This is a genomic window from Microbacterium sp. NPDC058062, assembly GCF_042885375.1.
Lineage (GTDB): Bacteria > Actinomycetota > Actinomycetes > Actinomycetales > Microbacteriaceae > Microbacterium > Microbacterium trichothecenolyticum_C.
The window spans coordinates 464,297-490,300 of record NZ_JBHVSC010000003.1 but is presented as its reverse complement, the minus strand read 5'-3'; the positions used below and the strand labels follow the sequence as shown (position 1 = coordinate 490,300).

At 71.1% G+C, this 26,004-nt stretch carries 1 protein-coding gene; it reads left to right on the top strand.

The window, feature by feature from the left end; genetic code table 11:
- Positions 1-28 precede the first annotated feature (28 nt).
- A complete protein-coding gene (locus ACFVSU_RS11360) occupies positions 29-25,990 on the top strand; it encodes a Calx-beta domain-containing protein (RefSeq protein ID WP_387142463.1) in 25,962 nt (8,653 codons plus the stop codon).
- Positions 25,991-26,004: the final 14 nt, after the last annotated feature.

The window sequence follows — 26,004 nt, the reverse complement described above, 5'->3', positions numbered from 1 at the left end:
ACCCTTGCGCGCTGAGCGCGCAGCAGCGATGGCCCGCGCGCGCTCCGCAGCGATCGCCGCCACCGTCTCGGTCTCGATGGCGATCACCCCGCTCATGATCCCTCCTGCGGCCGTCGCCGACGAGTTCGCACTCCGCTCCGCCGCGCCCGTCGGCTCCTCCTCCGTGATGCGCGTTCTCACGCCCGCCGACATCGACGCGGTGCTTCCGGCCGCCCTGGCAGTGTGGGGCGAGACCGGCCTCGCAGGCGCCGTCGTCCGCATCGGCGACGTCCGCGGCGATCGCCTCGCGGTCACGTCGGGGCGCACGATCACGATCGACATGGATGCTGCGGGCCGCGGCTGGTTCGTCGACAGCACCCCGTCCACCTCGCGCGAGTTCACGCAGCGCTCCGGCGACATCGCGCGCGCCTCGGGCTCCAGTCCGGCGGCGGGACGCTTCGACCTGCAGACGGTGCTCGCACACGAGATCGGGCACCTGCTCGGCCGCGCCGACCTGGGCCGCGCCGACGCGATCATGCACGAGAGCCTCCGGCCCGGCGAGCGGCACCTCACGCGCGGCATCGACGCCGGTGCCCGGGTCAGCGTGCTCCGTGCGCTGGCCACCGGTGCGGAGCTGCCGCTGACCGCGGCGACCGACGCCGTGACCGGCGACCCCGCGGCGACCGACCCGGCGGCGCCTCCGGCGGCCGACCCCGCCCCTGCCCCGGCGGAAGCACCGGCCGCGGAACCGGCGGCACCGGCACCCGCGGACCCGGCGCCGGCAGCAGAACCCACGACGGAACCGGCCACGGCCTCCGAACCGGTGCCGAGCAACCCCGACGCCGAACCGGCCGCCGACGCGACCGCGACCGCGCCGGCCGAGGCGCCCGCCGCCGTGGAGACGGCCGCCGTCGCTCCCGGACCCTGGGCCGTGTCGATCTCGGGCCGCGTCGTCATCCGCCTCGAGGGCGGGGACCTCGTGATCGGCGACGAGCGGCGGCCGCTGGCATCCGTCACGTCGCTGACGATCCTCGGCTCGGGCGGCTCGGACGAGGTCGTCTTCGACGCCGCCGCGCTCGCGGCGCTCGCCGGGATCGCGATCTCGTTCGACGGCGCGGGCGGCTACGACACGCTGAGCGGCCCCGCCGTCACGGCGCGCTGGGTCGTGACGGGCGCCGGATCCGGGGTTCTGCTCGCGGGCGCAGCATCCGTCTCGTTCTCGGGGCTCGAGCACCTGCAGGGTGCGGCCGGCAGCGACGACACGTTCGTGATCGAAGGTTCCGGCTCGATCGCCTCCGTCGACGGCGGCCTGGGCGGCTACGACACCTTGGTCTCGTCCGGCGCCGCGACGAGCGGGCAGGCCGTGGTCACCGGACCGCAATCCGGGACCGTGGCGCGCGACGGGAACGTGACGGCGTACGACGGGCTCGAGCCGGTCGACCTCAACTGCACGGCGTGCAGCATCCAGGCGGACGACGGCGTGAACCACGACATCCGCGTGCAGAGCATCGACGCGACGAGCGTGTCGGTCGAATTCCTCAGCAACACCGGCGAACTGCACCGCTTCGTCTTCGGCACCGCGGCGGCCACGCTGACGGTGCGCGGCGGGACCGGGAACGACACGTTCCGCATCGGCGCCGTCTCGGACCTCGTCACGCTGGTGATCGTGGGCGGCGGCGGCACCGACACGGTGATCGGTCGCAACGAGGACACCGACTGGGTGATCGCCGGGGCGGACTCCGGTGACACGACGTACTTCGCGTACTCCCAGGTCGAGAGGCTGGTGGGCGGTTCCGCCGCTGACACGTTCGCGTTGCGACCCGGCGGCGCGACCGCTTCGATCGACGGCGGCGGCGGCGCGGACTCGCTTGTCGCGCTCGATCTCGCGAACACCTGGACCATCACCGGGACGGATGCCGGCACCCTCGCGTGGGCCGGAGCGCCGGCACCGATCTCGTTCACGCGCGTCGGGACCCTCGTCGGCGGCACGAGCGACGACACGTTCGTCGTGCAGGCGGGCGGCGCTCTCTCGGGCGGGGTCTTCGGCGGTGGCATCGACGCCTCGGTGGCGGCGCCCGTCGACGTGCTCGACTTCTCGGCTCTCGGCGGCGCGATCGTCACGATCATCGCCGGCGGCGCCGTCGACATCGCCGCCGTCTTCTCCTCCTCCGTCTCCGCAGGCGCTCCGGCCACGGGCACGGTGCGGTTCGACACGGCGGTGCAGAACCAGGCCACCCAGGTGCGGGTCAGCACGACCGACGCCGCGGGTGCCTCGGTCGCCGCAGCCATCGACAACATCGACACCTCGCACGGCACGGGCCAGCTGCTGGTGAGCGACGCGAACGACCCCACCAAGTGGATCCTCTTCGACCTGCTCGGGATCACGGTTCCGGGGCTGCCGGGCTATCGCACCTTGTCCGTCCAGGTCGCCGGTTCCAGCGCCGCGTCACCGTTCACGGACGGCTCCGACATCACCCTCTCCTACATCCCGCCCGCCCACCTGGTGCTCGGGTTCGGTGCCTTCACGGGCATCGCGACGTTGATCGGCACGCAGAGCTCGGCCGACAGCATCCGTGGTCCTCCGAACGCGAACGTGCGCTGGAACGTCGACGGTGCGAACGCGGGTTCGGTCGCCGGCATCGCCTTCTCGTCCTTCGAGCATCTCGTGGGAGCGGACGACAACACGGACGTCTTCGTGATCACCGGATCGATCGCCTCGGTCTCCGGCGGGACGGGCGGCTCCGACTCGCTGATCGTCTCGTGCACCGGCTCGTGCGGACCGATCACCGCCGCCGTCTACAACGTCAGCGGAACGGATGCCTCGGGCACGGCATCGTTCTTCGGCCGCACCATCGCTTACACGGGCCTCGACCAGCAGCAGCCCATCGTCTACGTCGGCCTCGCGACCGATCCCGACATCGTCCGGATCGTCGGCAGCTCGTCGAACGACACCATCACCATCTCGGCCGGTCTCACCGACGACAAGATGATCGTGAGCTTCGGCTCGATCGGCTGGTACAACCCCGTCAACGGCATCGTGACCTTCGCGTTCGAGTTCACGGTTCCCAACGTTTCGCTCGTCGTCGAGGGCCTCGAAGGCGCCGACACGATCATCGTCACCGGCCTCGCCGCCGGATGGGTGAGCGAGGCGTCCTTCTACATCTACGGCAACCGCCGCCTCAGCGACGAGCTGCCCATCTTCGTCGACGACCCGAACCCCGACTCGGTGCGCTTCACGGGGAACGTCAACACCAAGGGCGGCATCCTCGAGGCGTACGCGGCGCACATCACCGTCGACGCGGACGTCACGATCGACACGAGCGGGGCCTCGGGCTGGGTCACGTTCCGCGTCCGTCAGATCGGCCTCGCCTTCGGCGAGAACCTGTCGCCGCTGTTCTTCACCGACCGCAACGTCTCCATCACCATCGGCGACCGCGCCCAGGTGCGGGCGACCGGCATCTTCTTCATCGCGCAGGCCGAGGACCGCAGCCTCGCCGAGTACTTCGGTGTGGGGCGCGAGGTCGCGAACTACGTGATCGAGCCGCTCACCAGCTGGATCGAGGGTCTCATCGCGCTGCCGGTGAAGCTGCTGGTGAAGAAGTCGACCGCGACCATCACCATCGGCGAGTCCGCGCAGCTCATCGGCGACGACACGGTCGGTATGTACGCCGTAGCCACGGCCACCGCGAACGGCACCGCCAGCTCGAGCCTCGTGAGCGTCGGTTACACGCGTGCGGAAGCCTCCGCGACCGTGCTCATCAAGCGCAACGCGCTCATCACCAGCACCGCAGCCGTCGTCATCACGGCGACGGCGACCGCGAACGCGTCGATGAGCTCGTCGACCGCGCGGGAGCTCGCGAGCATCCCCAACCCCGGCAGCTCGCAGGGCGCCATCGCGATCGCGGTCAGCAACGCCGTCACGACCTCGCACATCACGGTGGAGGCGGACGCGAAGATCGAGGCGGGCAAGACCGCCAACATCGTCGCCAGCGGCACGATCGAGTCGGAGGCCGAGGCGGAGTCGGGGCTGTACGCCGACGGCACCGCTGGACTCGCGTTCGCGATCGAGCTGTCCGATGCCGACATCAAGACGACCGTCCTCGGCACGGTGATCGCCAACATGACGTGGTGCGTCATGGTCGAAGGCAAGGATCCCGTCCCCTGCTCGATGGTGAAGATCGAGATCGACCCCCTCGCCCCGAACCTCGCGGACGCAGGGTACGTCGACTACGCCGGCAACCGGATCCATGTCGGACCGCACGCGCTCGTCACCGAGGACACGGTGACGTACTCGACCCGTCGGGGCGCCCCGATCGGGGGTCTGGTCGACGGCCGCGTCTACTACGTGGTGTGGCTCGCCGACGACCCCGACACCACCACGCTCAACGAGTCGGAGTTCATCGCCCTCGCCGCCTCGGAGCAGATGGCCGTGCGCGCCGCGACCTGCGGCACCGACGACGGCTACGCGGCGTACCTCACGTGCCTGGCGCAGTTCGTGATCGATCTCGACAAGAAGGCAGGGCTTCCCGCGCCCTCGACGAACAACCGCGACTTCACCGCATCCGGCGTCGACGCGCTGGCCGACACGATCACGCTCGGCTGGCCGGGCGGCGTCTTCAACACCTTCGAGCTCGGCCAGGCGGTCGTGTACCGCCAGAACGGCAACGCCCCGATCAACGGTCTCGTCGACGGCCAGACGTACTACGTCGTCGCGAGCACGAACCAGAAGAACCTGCAGGGCAACACCCGGTTCACGGACGCGCAGATCATCGGCCTCGCCGAGACCGAGAATGAAGCCCGCGCCGGTGTGCTGATCGACATCGGCCCCGCCGGCCCGGGCACCTACACCCTGTCGGCGAAGCACGTCCTCGACACCGGATTCGCGACCGGCGTCGGCATCATCGCCAAGCTCGAGGCGACGGAAAGCGCCTCGGCCAGCGCAGGGCTCGAGAGCGAGAGCTCGAACACGAACCTGTGGGCGAAGTTCAAGGAGATCATCGGCACCAACATCGCCGACAAGTTCGTCACCGAGCTGACGAAGCCGTACCGCGACAACCAGGGCAAGCCGGGTGCCGGCGCGAACCCCGGAATCGCCGTCGCCGGCGCCATCGCCTTCCTCTTCGCCGACCACGATGTCGTCACCGAGGTCGGCCCTGCCGCCGTCGTGAAGTCGAACGAGGACCTCGAGGTCAAGGCGACGATCGGCCAGCGCTACACGCTGAGTGCCGACGCCACGTTCGAGCCGCAGGAGACGCGCTCGGGTTCGAGCACCGGCACCAGCGCCGCGAATGCCGCCAGCGTCGCGGTGTCGATCGGCATCTTCGACAACAACGCGACCGCCACCGTCCGCAGCGGCGCGGCGCTCGACGGGCTGCGCGCGACGCGGGTGATCGCCGACGTGAGCTACCCGTTCCTGGTCCGCTTCGACCAGTACATCCCGCTGTCGAACGCCGAGTGGGTCGACAAGCTCCGCAACGACGGCTGGAACTCGGTCCTCGGCTACCTCAACGCGACGCTCGGCCTCCAGAGCATGTTCAACGCGTGGACGACGGCCGCGACCACCGCCGACGACATCGGCCTCGCCGGTGCGGTCACCGTCGTCGTCCTCACGAACAACGCGATCGCCACCGTCGAGGGAGCCGTCCGGATCAACCAGGACGTCGCCTGGCGCACGTCTGAACACCCGCACAACGACAACGCGGCCGGGTCCGACACCGACGGCATCGAGAACGAGCAGGTCTTCTCGGTCGAGGCCACGAACTACCAGCAGCTCATGACGATGACCGGCAACTTCTCGCTGCCCGACATCGACCTCGACGAGAAGGGCAAGCTGCTCGACATCGACCGGCTGTCGCGGCCGTCCATCAGCGGCGGCGGACAGCGCGGCGGCGCCGGAGGCGCGTTCTACATCTTCGTGCAGAACAACACCACCCACGCCATCGTCGGCGGCGGGTCCTGCATCGACGGCCCCGGCGACACCGACCCGACCTGCATCTACAGCGGCGCCGACGGCGGCTTCAACATGAAGGCCGAGGAGGCCGTCTTCCACCTCGACTTCGTGCAGGCCGGCAGCCAGGGCGGGAAGGTCACGATCGCGGGGTCGCTCGCGTACGTCGGGCAGAGGAGCGACACGCTGGTCTGGCTGTCGTCGGACGCGATCGTCACCGGCCGGAACGTCCGGCTGTACGCGGGCGACTTGATGACGCAGGTCACCTGGGTGGGCGGCATCGCGGCAGGCACGGGCATCGGCGTGGGCATCTCGGTCGCGATCAACAACCTCGACCGCACGACGAAGGCCGTGATCGGCTCGCCCGACGCGGTGGCCGGCGCGACGGGTGCGGCGCGCAACGTGAGCAACATCCACGTCGACCAGGAGGTCGACGTCCTGGCCAAGCTCGACGGCGATCTGTGGGCCTTCGCGATCGCCGGCTCCATCTCGACGCCCCCGGCGGCCACCCCGCCCGTCGGCACCCCGCAGAAGGCTCTGCAGATCCTCGGGACCCAGGTGCAGACGCCGACCACCGGGGTGGGCGTCGCGGGCGCAGCATCCGTCAACATCGTCCGTGACACCGTGCAGGCCTCGATCGCGGATGCCGGGAGGATCTCCGCCGGACGCCTCACCGTGACCGCACTCGACGAGTTCTTCCAGCTGTCGGTGACCGGCGGAGCCGCGTTCGTGGTGAGCACGCTGGCCGACTCGAAGTCCATCGCCGGGGCATTCAGCTTCAACGACCTCGACGTCGCCGTCCGGGCGTTCATCGTGAAGACCGACGCGGTCACGTCGGGAAGCGTGTCGGTGTCGGCGATCCGCGGCGGCGACCTCCTCGCGATCTCGGCAGGCCTCGCCGGCGCTCTGGCCAACGACAGCATCAGCGCCGCCGGCTCGTTCTCGGCCAACGTGATCTTCAACGTCACCGAGGCGGCGATCCGCGGCATGATCGGCACGATCGGCGGGAACGTCACCGTCAGCGCGCTCGACCGCTCCCGCATCATCTCGGTCGGCGGCGGGATCGCGTTCGGCGGAAAGGTCGGCGTCGGCATCGGCGTCGGTCTCAACCTCCTGGGCACCGACGACCGCCCGGTCATCACGCGCGCGACGCTCACCGACTCGCGCCTGACCGTGGGCGGCAGCACCTTCTCGGTGACGGCGGACAACGTCAACACCGGCACCGACCCGCGCATCTACGCGGTGGGCGCGGGCATCGGCGCGGCGCTCGGACCGAAGACGACCCTCGGCCTCGGCTTCATGATGGCGATCAACATCGTCGTCGCCACGACCGAGGCGCTGCTCACCAGCAGCGCAGTGGTCGGGCTCGGCGGGCTGAAGGTGACGGTCGCCGCGACCGACGACACGGGCATCTTCTCGATCGCCGGCGCCGGCGGGCTCACGATCGGCGGCGGCGGGGCCGTCGGTGCGGCCCTCGGCTACAACGAGGTCGACACCACCACGCGCGCACGGATCGACGACACCGACATCACGACGACCGGCGACGTCGCGGTGCGCGCCCTCGCGGGCGGTTCGATCATGGGTGTCGCGGTCGGCGTCGCCGTCTCGGCCGCCGGCACGGGGACGCGGATCGCGGGCGCGGGATCGGTCCTCATCAACATCGTCGACAGTGTGGTCGAGGCCTCCCTCGTCGACAGCGTGGCGAACTCTCCCGTGGGTGCGTCCGTCATCGCGGCCCGTGCGGTGCTCGTCCAGGCCGAGAGCACGGCGTCGATCGTCGCCGGCGCAGGCGCCCTCGCGATCTCGGCGAGCAAGCCCGTCCGCTCGCCCATCGCCGGGGTCCTCGGCATCTCGGTCGCCGACAACACGGTCGTCTCCGATGTGCGCGCGACGATCACCGGCGTGACGGTGTCCACGAGCGGCGCGCTCGCCGACGACCCGCGAGCCGGATCGGGCGCGCATCAAGGGGTCGTCGTCGCCGCGAAGTCGTCGCCGACGATCCTGGCGATCACGCTGGCAGGGGCTTTCACGACCGACCCGATCGCCGGCGCCGGCGCCGGCTCGGGAAACACCATCGACCAGATCGTCCGCGCCTCGATCGCGAACAGCACGGTCACGGCAGGCGGCGCGGGCGTGCTCGTCGACGCACTGAGCACCGCGACGATCACCGCGGACGCCGGCGGCATCAGCTTCGCCGCCGACCTCTTCCAGAGCGGCAACCCGGCCTCGGTCGCGATCGGCATCGGCGTCGCCGTCAACGACGTGGTGAGCGAGACCCTCGCCCTCATCGCAGGATCGACTGTGACCGCCCTTCGCGACATCGTCGTCTCGAGCGTCGCGTCGGCCGCGATCGATGCGCTGACCTTCGGCGTCGCGGTCAGCGTCGCCACCAGCAACCCGACGCTCCAGCTCGCGGGGGGCGGCGCGGGCGCCTTCAACAGCATCGGGGGACGATGGGACGCCGGGGCGGTTCCGCTGGTACGGGCGGCCGTCGTGAACAGCGTCGTCACCTCCACCGGCGGCGCGGTGAGCGTGCGGGCGTCCGACACCTCGACCATTCACGCCGACGGCGCCGGCGTCGGCATCGCCGCCGAGTACGCGTCGGGCGACAAGCCAGGATTCTCGGGCGGGATCGGCGTCGGCGTCGCGATAAACGAGATCTACACCCACGATCCGTCGCAGCCCACGGCGCGCCACCGCAATGTGATCGAGGCCGTCATCGACGCCTCGGCGGTCAGTGCGGCGACCGGCGTGTCGGTCTCGGCGACGTCCGCGCCGACGATCGATGCGCTCGTGCTCGGCGGCGCCGTCAACGCGCAGCTCGGCTCGCCCAGCGGATTCAACCTGGCCGGCGGCGGCGCGGGCGCGAGCAACGTGATCCACACCTCGGTGCGGGCGCTCATCAAGGGCGGCACGCCGTCGCGGATCGTGACCACGTCGGCCGGCGCCCTCGCCGTGACGGCGCAGGACGTGTCGAAGATCACCGCGGATGCGGGAGCGCTCGGACTGCTGCTCGCGCTCGGCCAGGGCAACGGCCTCAACCTGGCGCTCGGCATCGCGGTGGCCCTCAACACGATCGACAGCGAGGTGCACGCCATCGTCGACGGCACGACCGTCCGCGGCGACTCCGTCACGATCTCGGCCGGCACCACGCAGCAGACGACGACCGACGTGCTGGCGCTCGGCATCGCGGCAGCCTTCCACTTCGGCACGGGCGAGTCGAACGGGCTCGACCTCGCGGCCGGGCTGTCGGTCGCGATCAACACGATCACCCGCGACGTCGTGGCCGAGCTGCGAGGCGGCGCACAGGCGCTCGCGCGGAGCGGGGCGCTCACCGTCACCGCCACCGACCGGTCCAGGATCCATTCCGACGCCGGCGGGTTCGGTCTGGCCATCACAGGAACGGGCAGCGGCTCGGGCGCCGTCCTGAGCGCGGGCATCGCGGTGGGCGAGTCGCGCGTGACGAACACGGTGATCGCCCGGGTCGCAGCATCCCTCGTCGACGCGGTCTCGGCGCGCATCGCCGCCGACGCGGCGGCGACGATCGAGACGCTCACGCTCGCCGCCGCCGGCTCGGGCAAGATCACGATGGGCGAAGGCGTCGGCTTCGCCGGAGCGCTGGCGGTCACCTGGGCGGGCAACACCGTCACGAACATCGTGATCGCCGCGATCGACGGCGCGAAGACCACCCTCCCCGGCCGCTCCGCGGCGGTGCAGATCGGCACGGGCGGTCTCGTGGTCTCGGCGAAGGACGTGTCGACGCTGACCGCGAAGATGGGCGTCGGCGCCCTCTCGGTCGCCATCGGCACCGGCGACGGCCTGGCGATCAACATCTCGATCGCCGTCGCACTGGCCGACAACGTCATCGACGGGGCGATCGACGCGTTCATCCGCGACTCGTCCGTCGCGAGCGCCGGGGGCGTGTGGGTGACGGCCGACTCGCAGCGCACGCTCTGGGCCGAGGCGGCCGCCGTCGCGATCGGCGTCGCCATCCAGATCTCCGAAGTGCCGATCTCGCTCGGCGGCGTCGGCATCGGCATCGTCGGCACCAACACCATCACCGGCCACACGACGGCCCAGATCGTCCGGTCCGACGTGACCGCCGCCGGACCGGTGCGGGTGGCCGCCGAGGACACGTCCACCGTGGACGCCACATCCACGAGCCTCGGCGTGCAGGTGTCTGTCATCGGCGTATCGGTCGTCATCGCACGACTCACCAACACCATCGCCCACGACGTCCTCGCCTTCATCCTGGGCTCGAAGGTCACCTCGACCGGCGGCGGGGTCACCGTCTCGGCCGAAGAGACCGCCGACATCCGCACCACCAAGAACTCGAGCGTGAGCATCACCGTCTCGATCGGCGGCGCGGGTGGCGAGATCTCGGGCACCGGCACGATCAGCGGTCGCACCGAGGCGGCGATCGGCTCGTCGGCGCCAGAGGGGGCCGTCCCCGCCCAGCGCTCGACGGTGAAGGCGACGGGTGCGGTCGAGGTGCTGGCCACCACCGACGCACACGTCTCGGTGGGCACGTACGGCGGCTCGGGCTCCCTCGTCGTCTCGGCCAGCGTCATGTCGGCGACCGGGACGATCAGCCGGAACACCTACGCGCACATCGACGACGGCACCCGCGTCGAGGCCGGATCCCTCAAGGTCTCGGCGCAGGCCCCACGCATGGTCGTCGACGTCTACGCCGAACTCGGCAGCGTCAGCCTGATCGGCGCCGGCATCGGCGAGAAGACCTCGGCGCAGGTGACCGGCGACGTCGAGGCCTGGATCGGGCAGCGCGGCGAGGCATCCGTCCTCGCGCTCCCCACGGTGATCACGGTCGCCGGCACGGCGGAGATCAGCGCGGTGAACACGAACTCCTGGGCGAAGGCGACGAGCAACGGCGGCAGCGGATCGGTCCTCATCGCGGTGAGCATCATCGACGCCACGGCGAAGGTCACCGGTGACACGCGCGGCTACCTCGGGCTGCTGGAAGGGCCCGCCGGAGAGCCCGGCTCGTTCACCGCGAACGGACTCGTCGTCACCGCGACGGCCGGGCAGAGCCGGGCTGACGCGTCGGTCCTCGCGGTGGCCGTCGGCCTGGCCGGTGCGGGCACCGGATCGGTGAGCCCCGTCACCGCGAGCGTCGAGGGCGTGGTCACCGCGTTCGTCGATGCGGCCGACCCCAGCCGCGGGCCTCCGCGCCTGGTGCTCACGATCGGCTCCGCCGGCGTCCGCATCGCAGCCGAGGCGACGGTCGACGTCACCGCACGGTTCCGCGGCGGATCAGGCTCCCTCATCGCGGCGGGCGACTCCCACTCGGCCACGGCCACCTCCTCCCTCTCGGTGCAGGCGTTCCTCGCCAGCAGCGCCACGGTCATCGGCGGCGACATCGACGTCACCGCCACGATGACCCACGCGATCGCCATCGTCTCCGTCACGGTCGGCACCGGATCGCTCATCGCCAGCGGCGGCGACGCCAAGGGCACCGCCACCGTCAGCGGCAGCACGACCGCGTACATCGCGGACGGCGTGGTCATCGACGTGACCGACGGTCACGTCTCGGTCGCCGCGACCTCGTCTCTGCGCACGCAGGTCGACACCCTCATCGCGACCGGCAGCGGCATCGCCGGCGGCCGCAACGCCGAGGCGACCAGCACGGTCACCGGCGACACGAAGGCCTGGATCGGCGCCTCGGCGAAGATCACCGTGCGCCTCGTCGCCACCACGAACACCCCCGGGCTCGGCAACGGCGACGTGTCGGTCACCGCCACCGGCTCTGCCGAGGCGGACGCGACCTCGCAGGCCTACGGCGGCGCGGGTCTCGGCGACGGCGGCGCGGCGCACGCCACGACCACGGTCACCCCGCGCGTGCAGGCGCTCGTCGGATCGGGCGCCGTCATCACCGCGGGCGGCGACGCGACGGTGTCGGCGGCGCTGATCCGGCAGGGCGAGGCGCCCTCGAGCGACATCGTCACGGTGAACGCGACCGAGGACACGATCTCCCTGGAGCTCGGCCTCCTCGACGGCCAGATCGTCCGGTACGTCGCCGGGGCGAACCCGATCACCGCGGGCGGCGTGCAGATCCCCGCCGACCGCGACCTCTCGATCGTCGTCGTCGACGACGGCGTGTACCGGTTCGGCGTGCGTTTCACCGGGGCATCGGTGGATCCGGTGTTCGATGTGATCCGCTTCGACGGACCGCATCTGCTGCGCACCGGCGACCGCGTGCGGATCTCGGGCGGCATGATCCCCGGCCTCGGCGCCGGCGCCGGCACCTACACCGTGCTCGTGATCGACGCCACGACCATCAAGCTGCAGGACGGGACCGAGGACGGGGTGCTCGTGCTCACCCCCGGCGACGTCACCGGCGACACGATCACGCTCCCCGGCCACGGTTTCGAGGACGGCGACGCCGTCACCTACCACGATCCGGGCAAGGCTCAGGGCTTCACGAGCGGCGCCGTCGACAAGATCTACAGCGAGACCGTCGACGGCAGCGGCACGGTCACCAGCTTCACCCTCGATGACGCACTGTCGCTGAACCGGATCGTGATCCGGGGTCACGGATTCAGCACCGGAGACGCCGTGGTCTTCCGCGTCGTGGCCGCGGGGCCCGGGTCCAACCCCGTCAGCGGGCTGGCGGTCGGCGGCACGTACCGCGTCATCCGCATCGACAAGGATCAGCTGCAGCTCGTCAGGGCCTGGTTCTCGGGTACGGTCACCCTGGGCGACAACGGCGACAACGACACCGTGACGCGAGGCTCGGGCACGTGGGCGGGCTCCGGGTTCTCGGCGGGCGACGTCTTCACGGGAACCGGATGCCTCGCCGGCACGCGCACCGTCCTCTCGGTGTCGGGCGGCACCATGGTGCTCACCAGCGATTCGGGGCTGAGCGGTTCGTGCTCGACGACGCTGTCGACCGCGCCCCTCTCACTCTCGGTGACGCGCCCTGCGCCCGCCGACGACTGGAGCTACACGCTGACCCGCACGACCGAGGGCGGCATCTCCCCGCTCGTCGACGGACGCACCTACTACGTCGTGCAGCGCAGCGACGACACGTTCAAGCTCTCCGAGACCCCGAACGGCACACCGATCACGCTCGACAAGACCGGGCTGGGCGCCGGGGTGGTCCACCGCATCGGCGTGGAGGGCGTGGACCTCGGCGCTGCCACCGGCGACTTCGCCGTCTACCTCGACCTCACGGGCGGTGGCCCGAACGCCGGCAGCCTCGTGTCGCCGAGCGGCACCGACCTCGCCGTGCTGCTGGGCGCCGGCGGCGACGGCGCGTCGAAGGCGACCGCGGTGGGCGGTTCCGGCGCGCTCATCGTGACCGTGGGCCTGCCGACGGCCGAGCTGACGTACACGCCGCGCGTCGACACCTGCATCGGGTGGGATGCTGCGGCCCAGACCTGCTCGCAGGCCGCGACCCTCGTCGCCGGCGGAGACGTGACCCTCGACTCGACGGCCACCGGCACCGCGCGCGTGTACGCCGACATCCGGGCAGGCGCCGCGATCAAGGTCGGCATCGCCCGCGCCGCGGGAACCCTCGGCAACGGCTACGCGCACACGCGCATCGGCAGCGGATCACGCGTCGTCTCGGGCGCGGACATGCGGATCGCAGCATCCGCCGATTCGCATCTCGAGGTGCGCGCCATCGCCAAGGGCGGCGGGCTCATCGCCGTGACCGAGAGCGACGCCCGTGCCGTCATCGGCGCGCACGCCGAGATCACGGTCGGGATCGCGGTCACGCTGATCGCCGCGGGCCTGCTCGCGCTCGCGACCGACGTGAAGGTGATCGGGCTCTCCGAGGCCGACACGCTCGGCATCGGCACGATCGGCTTCGCCGGCGCCGACTCCAACTGGTCGTTCAACGAGGGCTTCGAGCCTCCGGGAACGCATGTGTCGACGACCTCGACCATCTTCATCGCCCCGAACGCGCGGCTCGAGGCCGACGAGGTGAGCATGAATGCGATCACCTCCCACGTCGACGTGCAGGCCCACACCGGCGCCGAGGCCATCCTGGTACTGCTGCTCGGCGGCGCGGCCGCCCGCTCGTACGCCGACCTCACCGGGTCGATCGTGTCGTCGATCACCATCGCGACGGGCGCCGTGGTGACGGGCTGGGCGGGCGTCGACCTCATCGCGCGAACGCTCGACGTGACCGTCAAGCGCCTTGCGAGCCGGCTCGGCGTCGCGTTCCCGGTGCCCATCAACGAGGCCCACGCCACCGGCGCGCTGACCATCACGTCGAGTGTGACGACGCAGATCGCCGCGTTGGTGCAGGCAGGCGTCCGGGTGGACGCGACCCGCCTCGAGAAGCCGTGGTCGGGCCTGACGGCCGCGACGGCCTACCCGCGCCTGGCCCTCTACGTCGACGCGAAGACCGCCGTGACGACGATCGAGGCGGACAAGTGGCACCTCAGTACGGAGGACGGCTACTTCGACAGCGACGACTCGAGCACCACGCGCCTCGGCGTCGTCCTCTGGGATGCCGATGTCACGATCTTCGGCGGCAGCCACGGTGCACCGCGACTGGTGATCGATGAGAACGGCTACGTCGTCGTCGCCAACGGCGTGAAGATCGACGGCGCGGACGCGTACGTCGGTCAGCAGGTGGGAAGCGCCTTCACCGTCACGGTCGCCAACGACGGTCCTGGCAACGTGCTGATCACCGCCGACGGACGCCTCGACCGCAAGGGCGAGGCGCAGCAGCAGGCGACCATCGCGAACGGCATGACGAACGCGCCGACCGGGTGGCCGCTGTTCACGTTCAGCGACACCCTGTCGAACGTCGTCATCATCGACCACTCCCACGCCGCCATCACGCTCGGCTCCATCGACGTGGTGACGCCGGCATCGGTCCTGACCGAGCCGACGGTGTGGCTGCTGAGCCGGACGCGCTTCTCGTTCAACGAGCAGATCCCGCTGCAGTTCGATGTCACCCGCAACGCCCTGGGCACGACGATCGACATCCAGAAGCGCGCGACCGGACGGCTCATCGTGGCCGGTCCGATCAACAACCCGACGGGCTGGACGCACATCCTGCACACCAGCGGCGACATCGAGTTCGCCGCGGGCGGCGCGGGGATCGTCACGAACGTGCTGCACCTGGAGGCCCCGAACGGGGCGATCGGGACGGATGCTGCGCCCCTGCGCGTGACGCTGGTCCAGAGCCTCGACCGCGGCGCCCCCGGAACCGCCGACGACGCCGTGCGCCTGACGCGCATGTGGGCCAGCGCCCAGGGCGACGTCCACCTGCGGATCCTCGCCGTCGACCGCGTGCCGACGACGCACGCGCTGCGCCCGGCCGTCTTCACGGTCTACGTCGACGAGGTGCGCTCGGCCCAGGGCGACGTCGACATCCGCCTCGACGACAGCCGCCTGCAGATCGGCGACGGCGTCGGGGTGACGGTCCACGTCCTCGCGTACACGCCGGCGACGGCGGCGCCGCTCCAGCCTCTCCTCCCCGTGTACGACGGCCACCACTCCTCTCACTTCCGCCCCGACACGTTCGCGCCGCTGCTGCGCGACCCGGCTGCGTACGTGAACGGCATCGGTGCGGTGATCGACAGCACCTATCGCTTCGAGCGGCGCACGGCCGCTCCGGCCTTCGAGCCGGCGACCTACCTCGGGACCGACCTCGGCTACGACGCGCAGACCTCGCCGCGCACCCCGGTGACCATCACCGCCGCAGGCGTGTCGGCCGTCGGCGTCGCCGAGCCCGGCCTCACCGCGGCGTTCGACATCTCGGTGAAGGACCTCGGCGCCGGGGTCGCAGCATCCCGCATCTCCGTCCTCGCGTTCACGGCACTCGCCGACACCGTCGCCGCGAACGTGCGGGCCGTGCTCGACGTCGACGTCGCGGGCTACGTGGTCGCGACCGAGAACGCGGGCGACCTGCGGCTCGGACTGGTGCGCGCGCGTCAGGGTGACGTGCAGCTCCTCGCGAAGCAGGGCTCGATCCTCGACGGCGACCCCGGCGACGCGTCCGACGCGTCCGACCCGGTCGACGTCGCAGGCCGCAGCATCACCCTGCTCGCACCGAACGGCAGCATCGGCACCGCGGCCGACTTCCTCGAGGTCGATCTCATCGAGGGCATCGCGAGCCCCGTCATGTGCGCCGTCGTCGGGTGCGAGACGGCCGCCGGGGCGCTCATCGCACGGGCCGGACTGGTCGTGATGATCACCGAGGTCGGCGGCGACCTCCGGATCGACGAGGTGACGTCGGGGTCGGTCGCCCGCACGGTGGCCGCCGACGTCGTGCTCACAACGCGCGCCGGCTCCATCCTCGGCACCACGACCGCCCGCACCATCGTCTCGGGCGTGCGGGTCAACCTCCTCGCCGGCGGCATCGGCGGTATCGGCGGCCCGACCCTCGGCGCCGCCCTCATCGTCGACACGTCGATCGCAGGCGCGGGCTCGGGTCACCTGTTCGCCTCGGGCTACGCCGACGTGATCATCACCGAGGCCGACGACGAGCTGGTGCTCCTCGGCGCGATCTCCACGAACGGATCGGTCGTGCTGACCGTGCCCGACTCGGCTTCGCCGCGCGGACCCCCGTCGCTCGGCGGCCCCACCGGACTCCCGCCGCTCGTGTCCGACCCGCAACTGGCCGACGCGAGCCAGCCCGACGACCTCATCCTCGTCGCGCGCGGCGAGGTGCTGCTGACGCAGAACCTCCCGACCGACGCCCTCCCGAAGGGCGAGACCGCCGCGTACCGCAGCGGCATCTGGGCCGCCGCCGACATCACCCTGTGGGTGGGCGACGACGTCTCCGCACCCGTCGACACGTGGATCGTCGCCGGCCGGTTGATCTCGATCCACGGCGATCAGGCTCCGGAAGGCGTCAACGCGGATGCCACCGGCACCACGATGGTCTTCGCCGGCGTCGTCGGCGGCGTCTTCGATCTCTGCGCCGGCGGCTGCGCCGACCGCACCGACCTCACGCAGATCTTCGGTGACTCCGAGCCCGACGTCTTCACCTTCACGCGCACCCACCTCGGCGCGAAGACCCACGTCTTCGGCAGCCGCACGGCGGCGAACGGCGGCAGCGCAGACGACGGGGCCGACACGTTCACGGTCACCGAGCTGCAGACGATGCTCGTCGACCTCGGCCACACGCTGACGCTCGACGGCCAGGACGAGGGCGACACCTACCTCGTCCAGACCACGGGCAGCCAGGGCGCCGAGCGCGACTACGTGATCAATGTCCTCGACACGGGCGACTCCGGCACAGACGACCTGACGGTCCGAGGCACGGATGCCAGCGCCGACGTGTTCCTCCTCCGCCGGTTCGCGACGCTCGTCGAGGCCGGCTGGACGCCGGACCGGCCTGCGTTCGTCGCACTGCTGCACGTCGACACCGACGACGCCCGGGCGTCCGACCCGACCGGGGACGGCAGCATCCGTCCGCAGTCCGTGCAGCGGATCAACTACGACCTCGGACTCGACGACGCACTCGGCGGGCTCACCGTGCTCGGCCTCGGCGGCGACGACACGTTCGCCTCCGACGACAACAGCGCCCGCACGGTGCTCGACGGCGGCGAAGGGAACGACACCTTCCAGATCGGCCAGCTTTACGGCACGCAGCGCAACGGAGCCCCGGCTCCGGCGGGTGGCGATCTCGCCGGCGGCGACATCTTCGGCACGATCGCGACGACCCGCGGCTGGCTGAGCGCGGGGATCAGTCGCGCGACGGTGGCCATCGGCGGCGCGGGCGACGACGTGTTCGCGGTCTACGCGAACGAGGCGCTGCTGACTCTCCTCGGCGGCGCCGGCAACGACCTCTTCACGCTGCGGGCGTTCGCGCTGGCCGAGACCACCGGCGACTGCACCCCGGACGCCGTGAGCCCGACGTGCCGGATCGTGTTCCGCACCGACGCGCCCGGCGTGCCGATGCCGAAGCTGATCGGCACGCAGGTGGTCTACCACGAGAACCGCCCCGTCACGATCGACGGCGGGGACGGCTTCGACAAGACCGTGATGATCGCGACGGAGTTCGCGGACCACATCGTCGTGACGGCGTCGGGCATCTACGGCGCCGGGATCAGCGCCACGTACACGACCATCGAGGTGCTCGAGGTCGACGCGATGGAGGGCGACGACACGGTCGACGTGCTCTCGACCGCCTCCGGCGTCGCGACCCGCGTGTACGCCGGTCTCGGCAGCGACCTGGTGCAGATCGCCGGCGACGTCCGGCCCGACGTCGTCGCGCGCGACGTCTCGGGTGCGCTCATAGTCTTCGGCGAGGGCTCGCACGTGCTCACCGGAATCGATGGACCGCTGGAAGTCATCGGCGGCGCCGGACCGGCGCGGCCGCTGTGGATCGCGCTGGTGCTGCAGGGCGAGGCGAACCAGGCGCTGTTCGCGCTGGCACCGATGCCGACCGAGGCCCAGCAGGTCGACCTGCTGCTGGTGTTCGACGACGGCGCCACCACCGGTCAGACCGGTGTGCTCTCCTCGACCTCGCTCACCGGGCTGGGCCTCGCGGGCGCGTTGACCTTCGCGATCCCGACGGCGCACGGCGAGCCCGCCTCGTTCGGCGCCGGCATCACGATCGGCGACACGCTCGAGGTCATCTCGGTCTTCCTCGGCACGGGCGCCGACACCTTCACGGTCGCGTCGACCCTGATTCCGGGAACGGATGCCTCGACCGGCGTGCCCGCGGTGCACGGGGGTCTCACCCTCATCCACGGCGGCGGCGGTGGCGACACCATCACGGTGACAGGGGGCGCGGGCCCGCTCTCGCCGCTCGTGCTCTACGGCGACACCGACGCGACGGGGCTCTGGTACAGCGGTCACGCCGGAACCGTGTCACTCACCTCGCTGGGCTCGAAGCCCTTCGCGAACGAGATCGGCAACGCACCCGCCTTCACCGTGAGCGTCGCGCGCAGCTTCGCGAACGCCGCCGGCGACACGATCGATGCCTCCGTCATCGGCAACCCGGCCTGGTCGATCGGCGTGATCGCCTACGGCGGCGCGGGCGATGACACCCTGCGCGGCTCGAGCGCGGGAGATGTGCTCGCCGGCGGCTCGGGCGACGACGTCATCGCCGGAAACGCCGGCGGCGACCTCATCTGGGGCGACTCGGGCGTCGTCGTCGACGTCCGAACGCGCACCCTGAGCGTTCCCACCCACCGGGTGAGCGCCGAGACGGCGGCAGACTCGCTGCTGGCGGGTCGCGACACCATCTCCGGCGACGCGGGCGACGACCTCATCTTCGGCGACCACGGCGCGCTCGTACAGGACACGATCGAGGCCGTGGTCGGCCCGAACGGCTACGTGCGGTCGGCTCTGAAGCCCCAGCGCATCGAGACGACGACGCGACGGCTCGACGCGAAGACGCTCGAACCCACCGACGGCCTGGCTGACACGATCTCCGGCGACGCGGGCGCCGACGCGATCTTCGGCGGCAACGGCGGCGACACGATCTCGGGCGACGCGGGTGCCGACGTGATCTTCGGCGACCACGGCCACGTCGTGTGGGCGCTGCCCGACGCGCCCATCGCGGTCATCGAGACGACCGACCCGCTCGTGGCGGCCGGCGACGACGTGATCTCGGGCGGCGACGACCGCGACGTCATCCTGGGCGGCAACGGCGCAGACACGATCCGCGGCGACGCGGAGGCCGACATCATCCTCGGCGACCACGGTCTCGTGCGCGACGGCGCGACGCCGGCCGCGGCGAACGGCACGTGGGACCTCATCACGACGACCGACCCGAACCATGGCGCGGGTGACGTCATCTTCGGCGGCACGGCCAACGACATCGTCCTCGGCGGCACGGGCTCCGACACGGTGTCGGGCGACGACGGCAACGACCTCATCTTCGGCGACCACGGCAAGGTCGAGTCCACCGTCCTGTACAACGGCGTGCTCGGCATCTTCCTCGAGCTGCTCCCGCTCAACATGCCGCTCGCCGCGCACCCGTTCCGGTGGACGTCGATCGACACGCTCGCCGGCCACGGCGGTGCGGGCGACCTGCTGCGCGGCAACGCCGGCGAGGACGTCATCATCGGCGGCCAGGGTTCCGACCGCATCACCGGCGGCGACGGCGACGACGACCTCATCGGCGGCCACAACGTCGCCGGGGGCAGCGACACCGGCGACGTCATCGACGGCGGAGCGGATGACGACGCGATCGCCGGCGACAACGCGAACCTCCTGCGCACCGGGGACATCTCGAGCCGGCGGTTCCAGGTGCTCACCGGCACCGGCATCTATGCGCAGGACACCGGGTGCGCCAACATCCTGAGCGGTGCCGGCGGCGCCTGCGGCACCGACCCGGCGAACTCCTACGACGACCCGCGTGGCGCCAAGGAGCGCGACGTCATGCTGTTCGACCACGACACGTCGACACAGCCCGGGCTGTACGGCGACGACGTGATCGCCGGCGGCGCCGAGGACGACCTCATCTTCGGCCAGCTCGGCGACGACTGGATCCAGGGCGACGGATCGGCGATCGACGACACCGGCGCGATCACCGTCGATGTGCGCACCACGCGCCAGTCGGCCGAGGACTGGGCAGGACCCGGCCGCGACGGTGACGACTACATCGAGGGCAACGGCGGGAACGACGTCATCTTCGGCGGCCTCGGCCGCGACGACCTCATCGGCGGCAGCTCCGAACTCTTCAGTCTCACGACGGCCGCGCGCCGGCCGGACGGCGCCGACACGATCTTCGGCGGTGCCGGCATCCGTCTCGTCCGCAACAACTACGGCGACCTCGAAGAGGGCGGCCACGCGGCGGACAGCGACGTGATCCTGGGCGACAACGGCAACATCCACCGCCTCGTGCGGATGGTGGCCACCGCAGCGGACGCCGACCCGTACACGCCGGGCACCGCGTTCCTCACCTTCACCTACGACACCTACGCCGGGGCCGTGCGCCTCCTGCCGCGGGCGTACACCTTCCTCGACTACACGCAGGGGTCGGGCGCCGGCATCGGCGCGGCCGACGTCGTGCACGGCGAGGACGGCGACGACACGATCCACGGCCAGCTCGGCGACGACGTGCTCTTCGGCGAAGGACAGGACGACGACATCTACGGCGGCTGGGGCAACGACCGCATCTACGGCGGCACCGGCGTCGACGGCATCATGGGCGACGACGGCAAGCTGCAGACCAGCCGCAACGGCCTCACCGAGCCGCTCAACAACCTGAACACCGCCGACGCGGCCCAGTTCGTGTCGATCCCCGGTCCGTTCACGGGCGCCGAGATCTACATCCTCGGGGAACTGCTCAAGCGTGCCGACTTCGCCACCTGGATCGACGGTGCGGTCAACCACGACGTGCTCTACGGCGGTCTGGGCGACGACTTCATGCACGGCGGCGAAGGCAGCGACTCGATGTCGGGCGCCGAGGCGATGCAGGAGTTCTACAACCGCGACCTGCGGATCGGGGCGCTCACGCGCCTGGCGACCGAGCTGCCGACTGTCGACACGAACCCGCTGCACTACAACGCCGACACGACGATGTTCGCCGACTACGACGCCGACGATCCGCGGTCGATCATCCCCGGGTTCCTGCTGAACTTCGATGCGTACGTGCTCGACGAGGCGACGGGGCTGCCGATCGACATCGACGGCATGAAGGTCAAGAGCGACGACGGCCGTGACCGCATGTACGGCGACCTGTGGCACGACTGGCTCGTCGGCGGCACGAACTGCGACTGGCTGTTCGGCGGCTTCGGCGACGACCTCCTGCAGCTCGACGACAACCTCGAGACCGCCGGCGGCGCGAACACCGACCCCGAGAACGACGACCCACGCTTCCGCGACGGCGATTTCGCCTTCGGCGGCGCCGGGCGCGACGTGCTCATCGCCAACACCGCGCAGGACCGCATGTTCGACTGGGGCGGCGAGTTCAACAGCTACCTCGTCCCGTTCAGCCCGTTCGGCTCGCCGACCGTCAACCGCGGCTTCAGCCCGCACATCCGCGACTTCATCCGCGCCCTGTCGGTCGCCGGCGGCTCCGACGAGGGCCCGGGAGTGCCTCCGGGCGAGCCGTTCGACGAGGAGGCGCTCGTCGAGCCGAGCGACGGCCAGCTGTGGAACGACCAGCACGGCGGCCCCCGCGACCCGCAGCCGGGCAACATCGGCGGCACCGGGCGCGACGATGTCGGCGGGCAGAACCTGCACTGCCCGTGCGACCCGCTGACGATCCTCCGCGTCGTGAAGTACGTGAACGGGCAGGACGCGAACGAGACGGGTCCGACCGTCCCCGTCGGGTCGACCGTGGTCTGGACGTACGAGGTCACCGTCGCGGGCACGATCTCGATCCGCCTCACGCGGCTCCTCGACGACGCCGGCACGCCCGCCGATCCGAGCGACGACTTCGCGCCCGTGTACCTCGGCGGCGACACGAACGGCAACGGGCTCGTCGACCCCGGCGAGATCTGGCGCTTCGGCGCGACCGGCATCGCGCGCGCCGGCCGGTACATGAACGTGGTGACGGCGGAGGGCGTCGGCACGAACGGCCAGGCCCGGCGCGACAGCGACCCCGCCGTGTACATCGGCATCTCGGGCCCCGACGACGTGCTCCTCTTCGTCGAGAAGGCTGTGAACGCCGTCGACCCGCTGCACCCGACCCCCGCCGAGGACGCCGACACCACGACCGGCCCCCTCGTCACCGCCGGCTCGCAGGTGGTCTTCACCTACCTCGTGACCTCCCTGAACGGCTCGGTCTCGGGCGTCACGCTGATCGACGACAACGGCACACCGGGCAACCCGAACGACGACTTCGCCCCGACCTATGTCTCAGGCGACACCAACCAGAACGGCATCCTCGACCTCGGCGAGATCTGGATCTTCCGCGCCGTGCGCACCGCGATCCTCGGTCAATACACGAACATCGCGACGGTGCGCGGCACCGGCGCCGGGCGCGCACTGGTGGGCACCGACGCCGCCAATTACCTCGGCATCCCGGTCGACGAGACGGTGCTGTTCGTGGAGAAGGCCGTGAACGCGGTGGATCCGCTGCACCCGACGCTCGCCGAAGACGCCGACTCGCCGACGGGTCCGCGCGTGACGGTCGGATCGCAGGTGGTCTTCACCTACCTCGTCACCGCGGTCGGCGGCCCGGTCTCGGCGCTCATGCTGCGCGACGACAACGGCACGCCGTTCGACCCGAGCGACGACTTCACGCCCGTGTACGTGTCGGGCGACACGAATGGCGACGGCATCCTCGATCCCGGCGAGATCTGGTACTTCCGGGCCGTCCGGGCGGCGATCCTCGGCCAGTACACGAACATCGCGACCGCCCGCGGCGCCGCCGGCGACGCGCCGCTGGTGGCCACCGACGCCGCGAACTACTTCGGGGTGCCCGTGGAAGGCACCGAGCTGTTCGTCGAGAAGGCGGTCAACGCCGTCGATCCGCTCCGCCCGACGTCGGCCGAGGACGCCGACCTCGCGACCGGGCCCACGCTGATCGTCGGCTCGCAGGTCGTGTTCACGTACCTGGTGTCGGCCGTCGGCGGCCCGGTGTCGAGCGTCACGCTCCGCGATGACAACGGCACACCCGGCAATCCGAACGACGACTTCACGCCCGTGTTCGTCTCGGGAGACACCAACGGCAACGGCATCCTCGACGTCGGCGAAGTGTGGCTGTACCGCGCGATCCGCACCGCGGTCCTCGGCCAGTACACCAACATCGCGACGGCGCGGGGAACGGCAGGCGGCGTCAGCCTCGACGCCACCGACGTCGCGAACTACCTCGGCATCCCGGTGGGCCTGGTCTCGATCGAGAAGGCCGTGAACGCGGCATCCCCGCTCGCGCCGACCGCCCAGGACGACGCCGACACGGCCGTCCTCGCCAAGCCCATCGGCGTCGGCACCGCCGTCGTGTGGACGTACCTGGTGCGCAGCCTCACGACGTTGAGCCTCCACGGCGTCACCGTCGTCGACGACAACGGCACCCCCGACGACGCCAGCGACGACTTCACCGCGGTGTACGTCTCGGGCGACGCCGACGGCAACGGACTGCTCGATCCTGGTGAGGTGTGGCTCTTCACGTCGCTCGGCGTCCGGGTCTTCGCGGCGATCGCGGGGCTCTACGGCAACACCGCGACCGTGACCGCCTACGACGAGGCGAACGCCCCGGCCACGGCACGCGACGCCGCCTACCACTTCGGTGCGATCGCGCTTCCCGAGATCGTGAAGTACGTGAACGGACAGGATGCTGCGACCGCACCCGGCATCGAGCTTCCGGTGGGCGGCCCCGTGACGTGGACGTACGAGGTGCGCAACCTCGGCAACATCGCGCTCGCGGTCACGGTGACAGACGACAACGGCACGCCCGCGAACCCCGCGGACGACTTCGCCCCCGCGTACGTGTCGGGCGACACGAACGGCAACGGGCTGGTCGACCCCGGCGAGGTCTGGCTCTACCGCGCGACCGGGTCCGTGACGGAGGGCGCGTACGTCAACACTGCGACGGTCACGGGCACCGTGCCGGGCACGGCGATCACGGGCCGCGACACCGATGACGCGCACCACGTCGGGGTGGTCGTCCCGCCGACCGGCATCGTGGTCGTCAAGCGCGCCAACGGACAGGATGCCGACACCGCCGCCGCGGCCGTGCGCGTGATCCCCGGCTCGACGATCGAGTGGACGTTCGCGGTGCGCCTCATCGACGGCTCGCTGCCGCTGGGGGGCATCGTGCTGGTCGACGATCGCGGCACGGCCGACACCGCGGACGACGTGACGCTGACACTCGTGAGCGGCGATGTGAACGGCAACGGGATCCTCGATACGGGCGAGGTCTGGCTCTACCGCTGGACGACGATCGCGACCGTCGGCGCGTTCCGCAACGTCGCGACGGTCTCCGGCGCCGACCGGTTCGGTCGCGTGTTCAGCGATGACGACCCGGCGCACGTCTACGGCGCCGTCGTCGGGATCGACGTCGAGAAGGCGATCAACGCGGTCGACCCGTGGCACCCGAACGGACTCGAGGACGCCGACACGAGCGGCCCGCAGCTGCTCGCCGGCAACGCCATCGTGTGGACCTACCTGGTGCGCAACACCGGGAACACGCCGATCTCGGTGAGCCTCGTCGACGACAACGGCACGCCGGGCAGCGCCGCCGACGACTTCGCGCCGACTTTCGTCGGCGGCGACACCAACGGCAACGGGCTGCTCGACCCCGACGAGGTCTGGCTGTACAGCTACAGCAGCACGGTCCGCACCGTCGACTACACGAACACCGCGACCGCGACCGGCACCGACGCCGTCACCGGCCAGACCGCGACCGACCGCGACGCCGCCGTGTACCGCGCCGTGGCCGCGGGCGCCGCCGAGGGCCACACGCCCGGCTTCTGGAAAACGAACGCGACCAACTGGGCTGCCATCGCGTGGCCGCGGCTGCCTGACGGCTCGCTGCTGTACCGCCCCGACCAGACCGTCGGCAGTGTGTTCACCGCGGCCACCGGCGCGTACGCGTCGCAGACGCTGCTGCAGGCGCTGAGCGCGGGCGGCGGTGGCGTGACGGCCCTGCTGCGCCACGCGGTGTCGGCCCTGCTGTCGTCGGCGCACCCCGAGATCCCCTACCCGTACACGACGGCCCAGGTCATCGCCCGCGTGAACGCTGCGCTCGCCAGTGGCAGCAACGCCCAGATCAACGCGCTCGCCACCGAGCTCGACCGCTACAACAACTACGGTTCCGACCTCGACCAGCACGGCGTCGGCACCGGCCCGCGGCTGGCCGACCCGGCGGAGCCCGCGGCGCCGGCGACCCTCCCCACCCTGAGCATCTCCGACACGTCGGTGACGGAAGGCAGCAAGGGATCCGGCACCACCGCGAGCCTCAAGATCACGCTGTCCGCAGCATCCACCGTCGACATCACCGTGACCGTCTCGGTGATCGGGGGCACCGCGACCAGCGGCACCGACTACAAGGGGGCGACGACGGTCACCCTCACGATCAAGGCCGGGCAGACGTCGGCGACGTTCTCGCTCACGATCGTGGCCGACAAGGCGGATGAGGCGAACGAAACGATCATCGTCGGGCTGAGCAACGTGAGCGCCGGCGCCACCATCGCCGACGGCACCGGGGTGATCACGATCGTCGACGACGACTGACCAGCTCGTCTCGG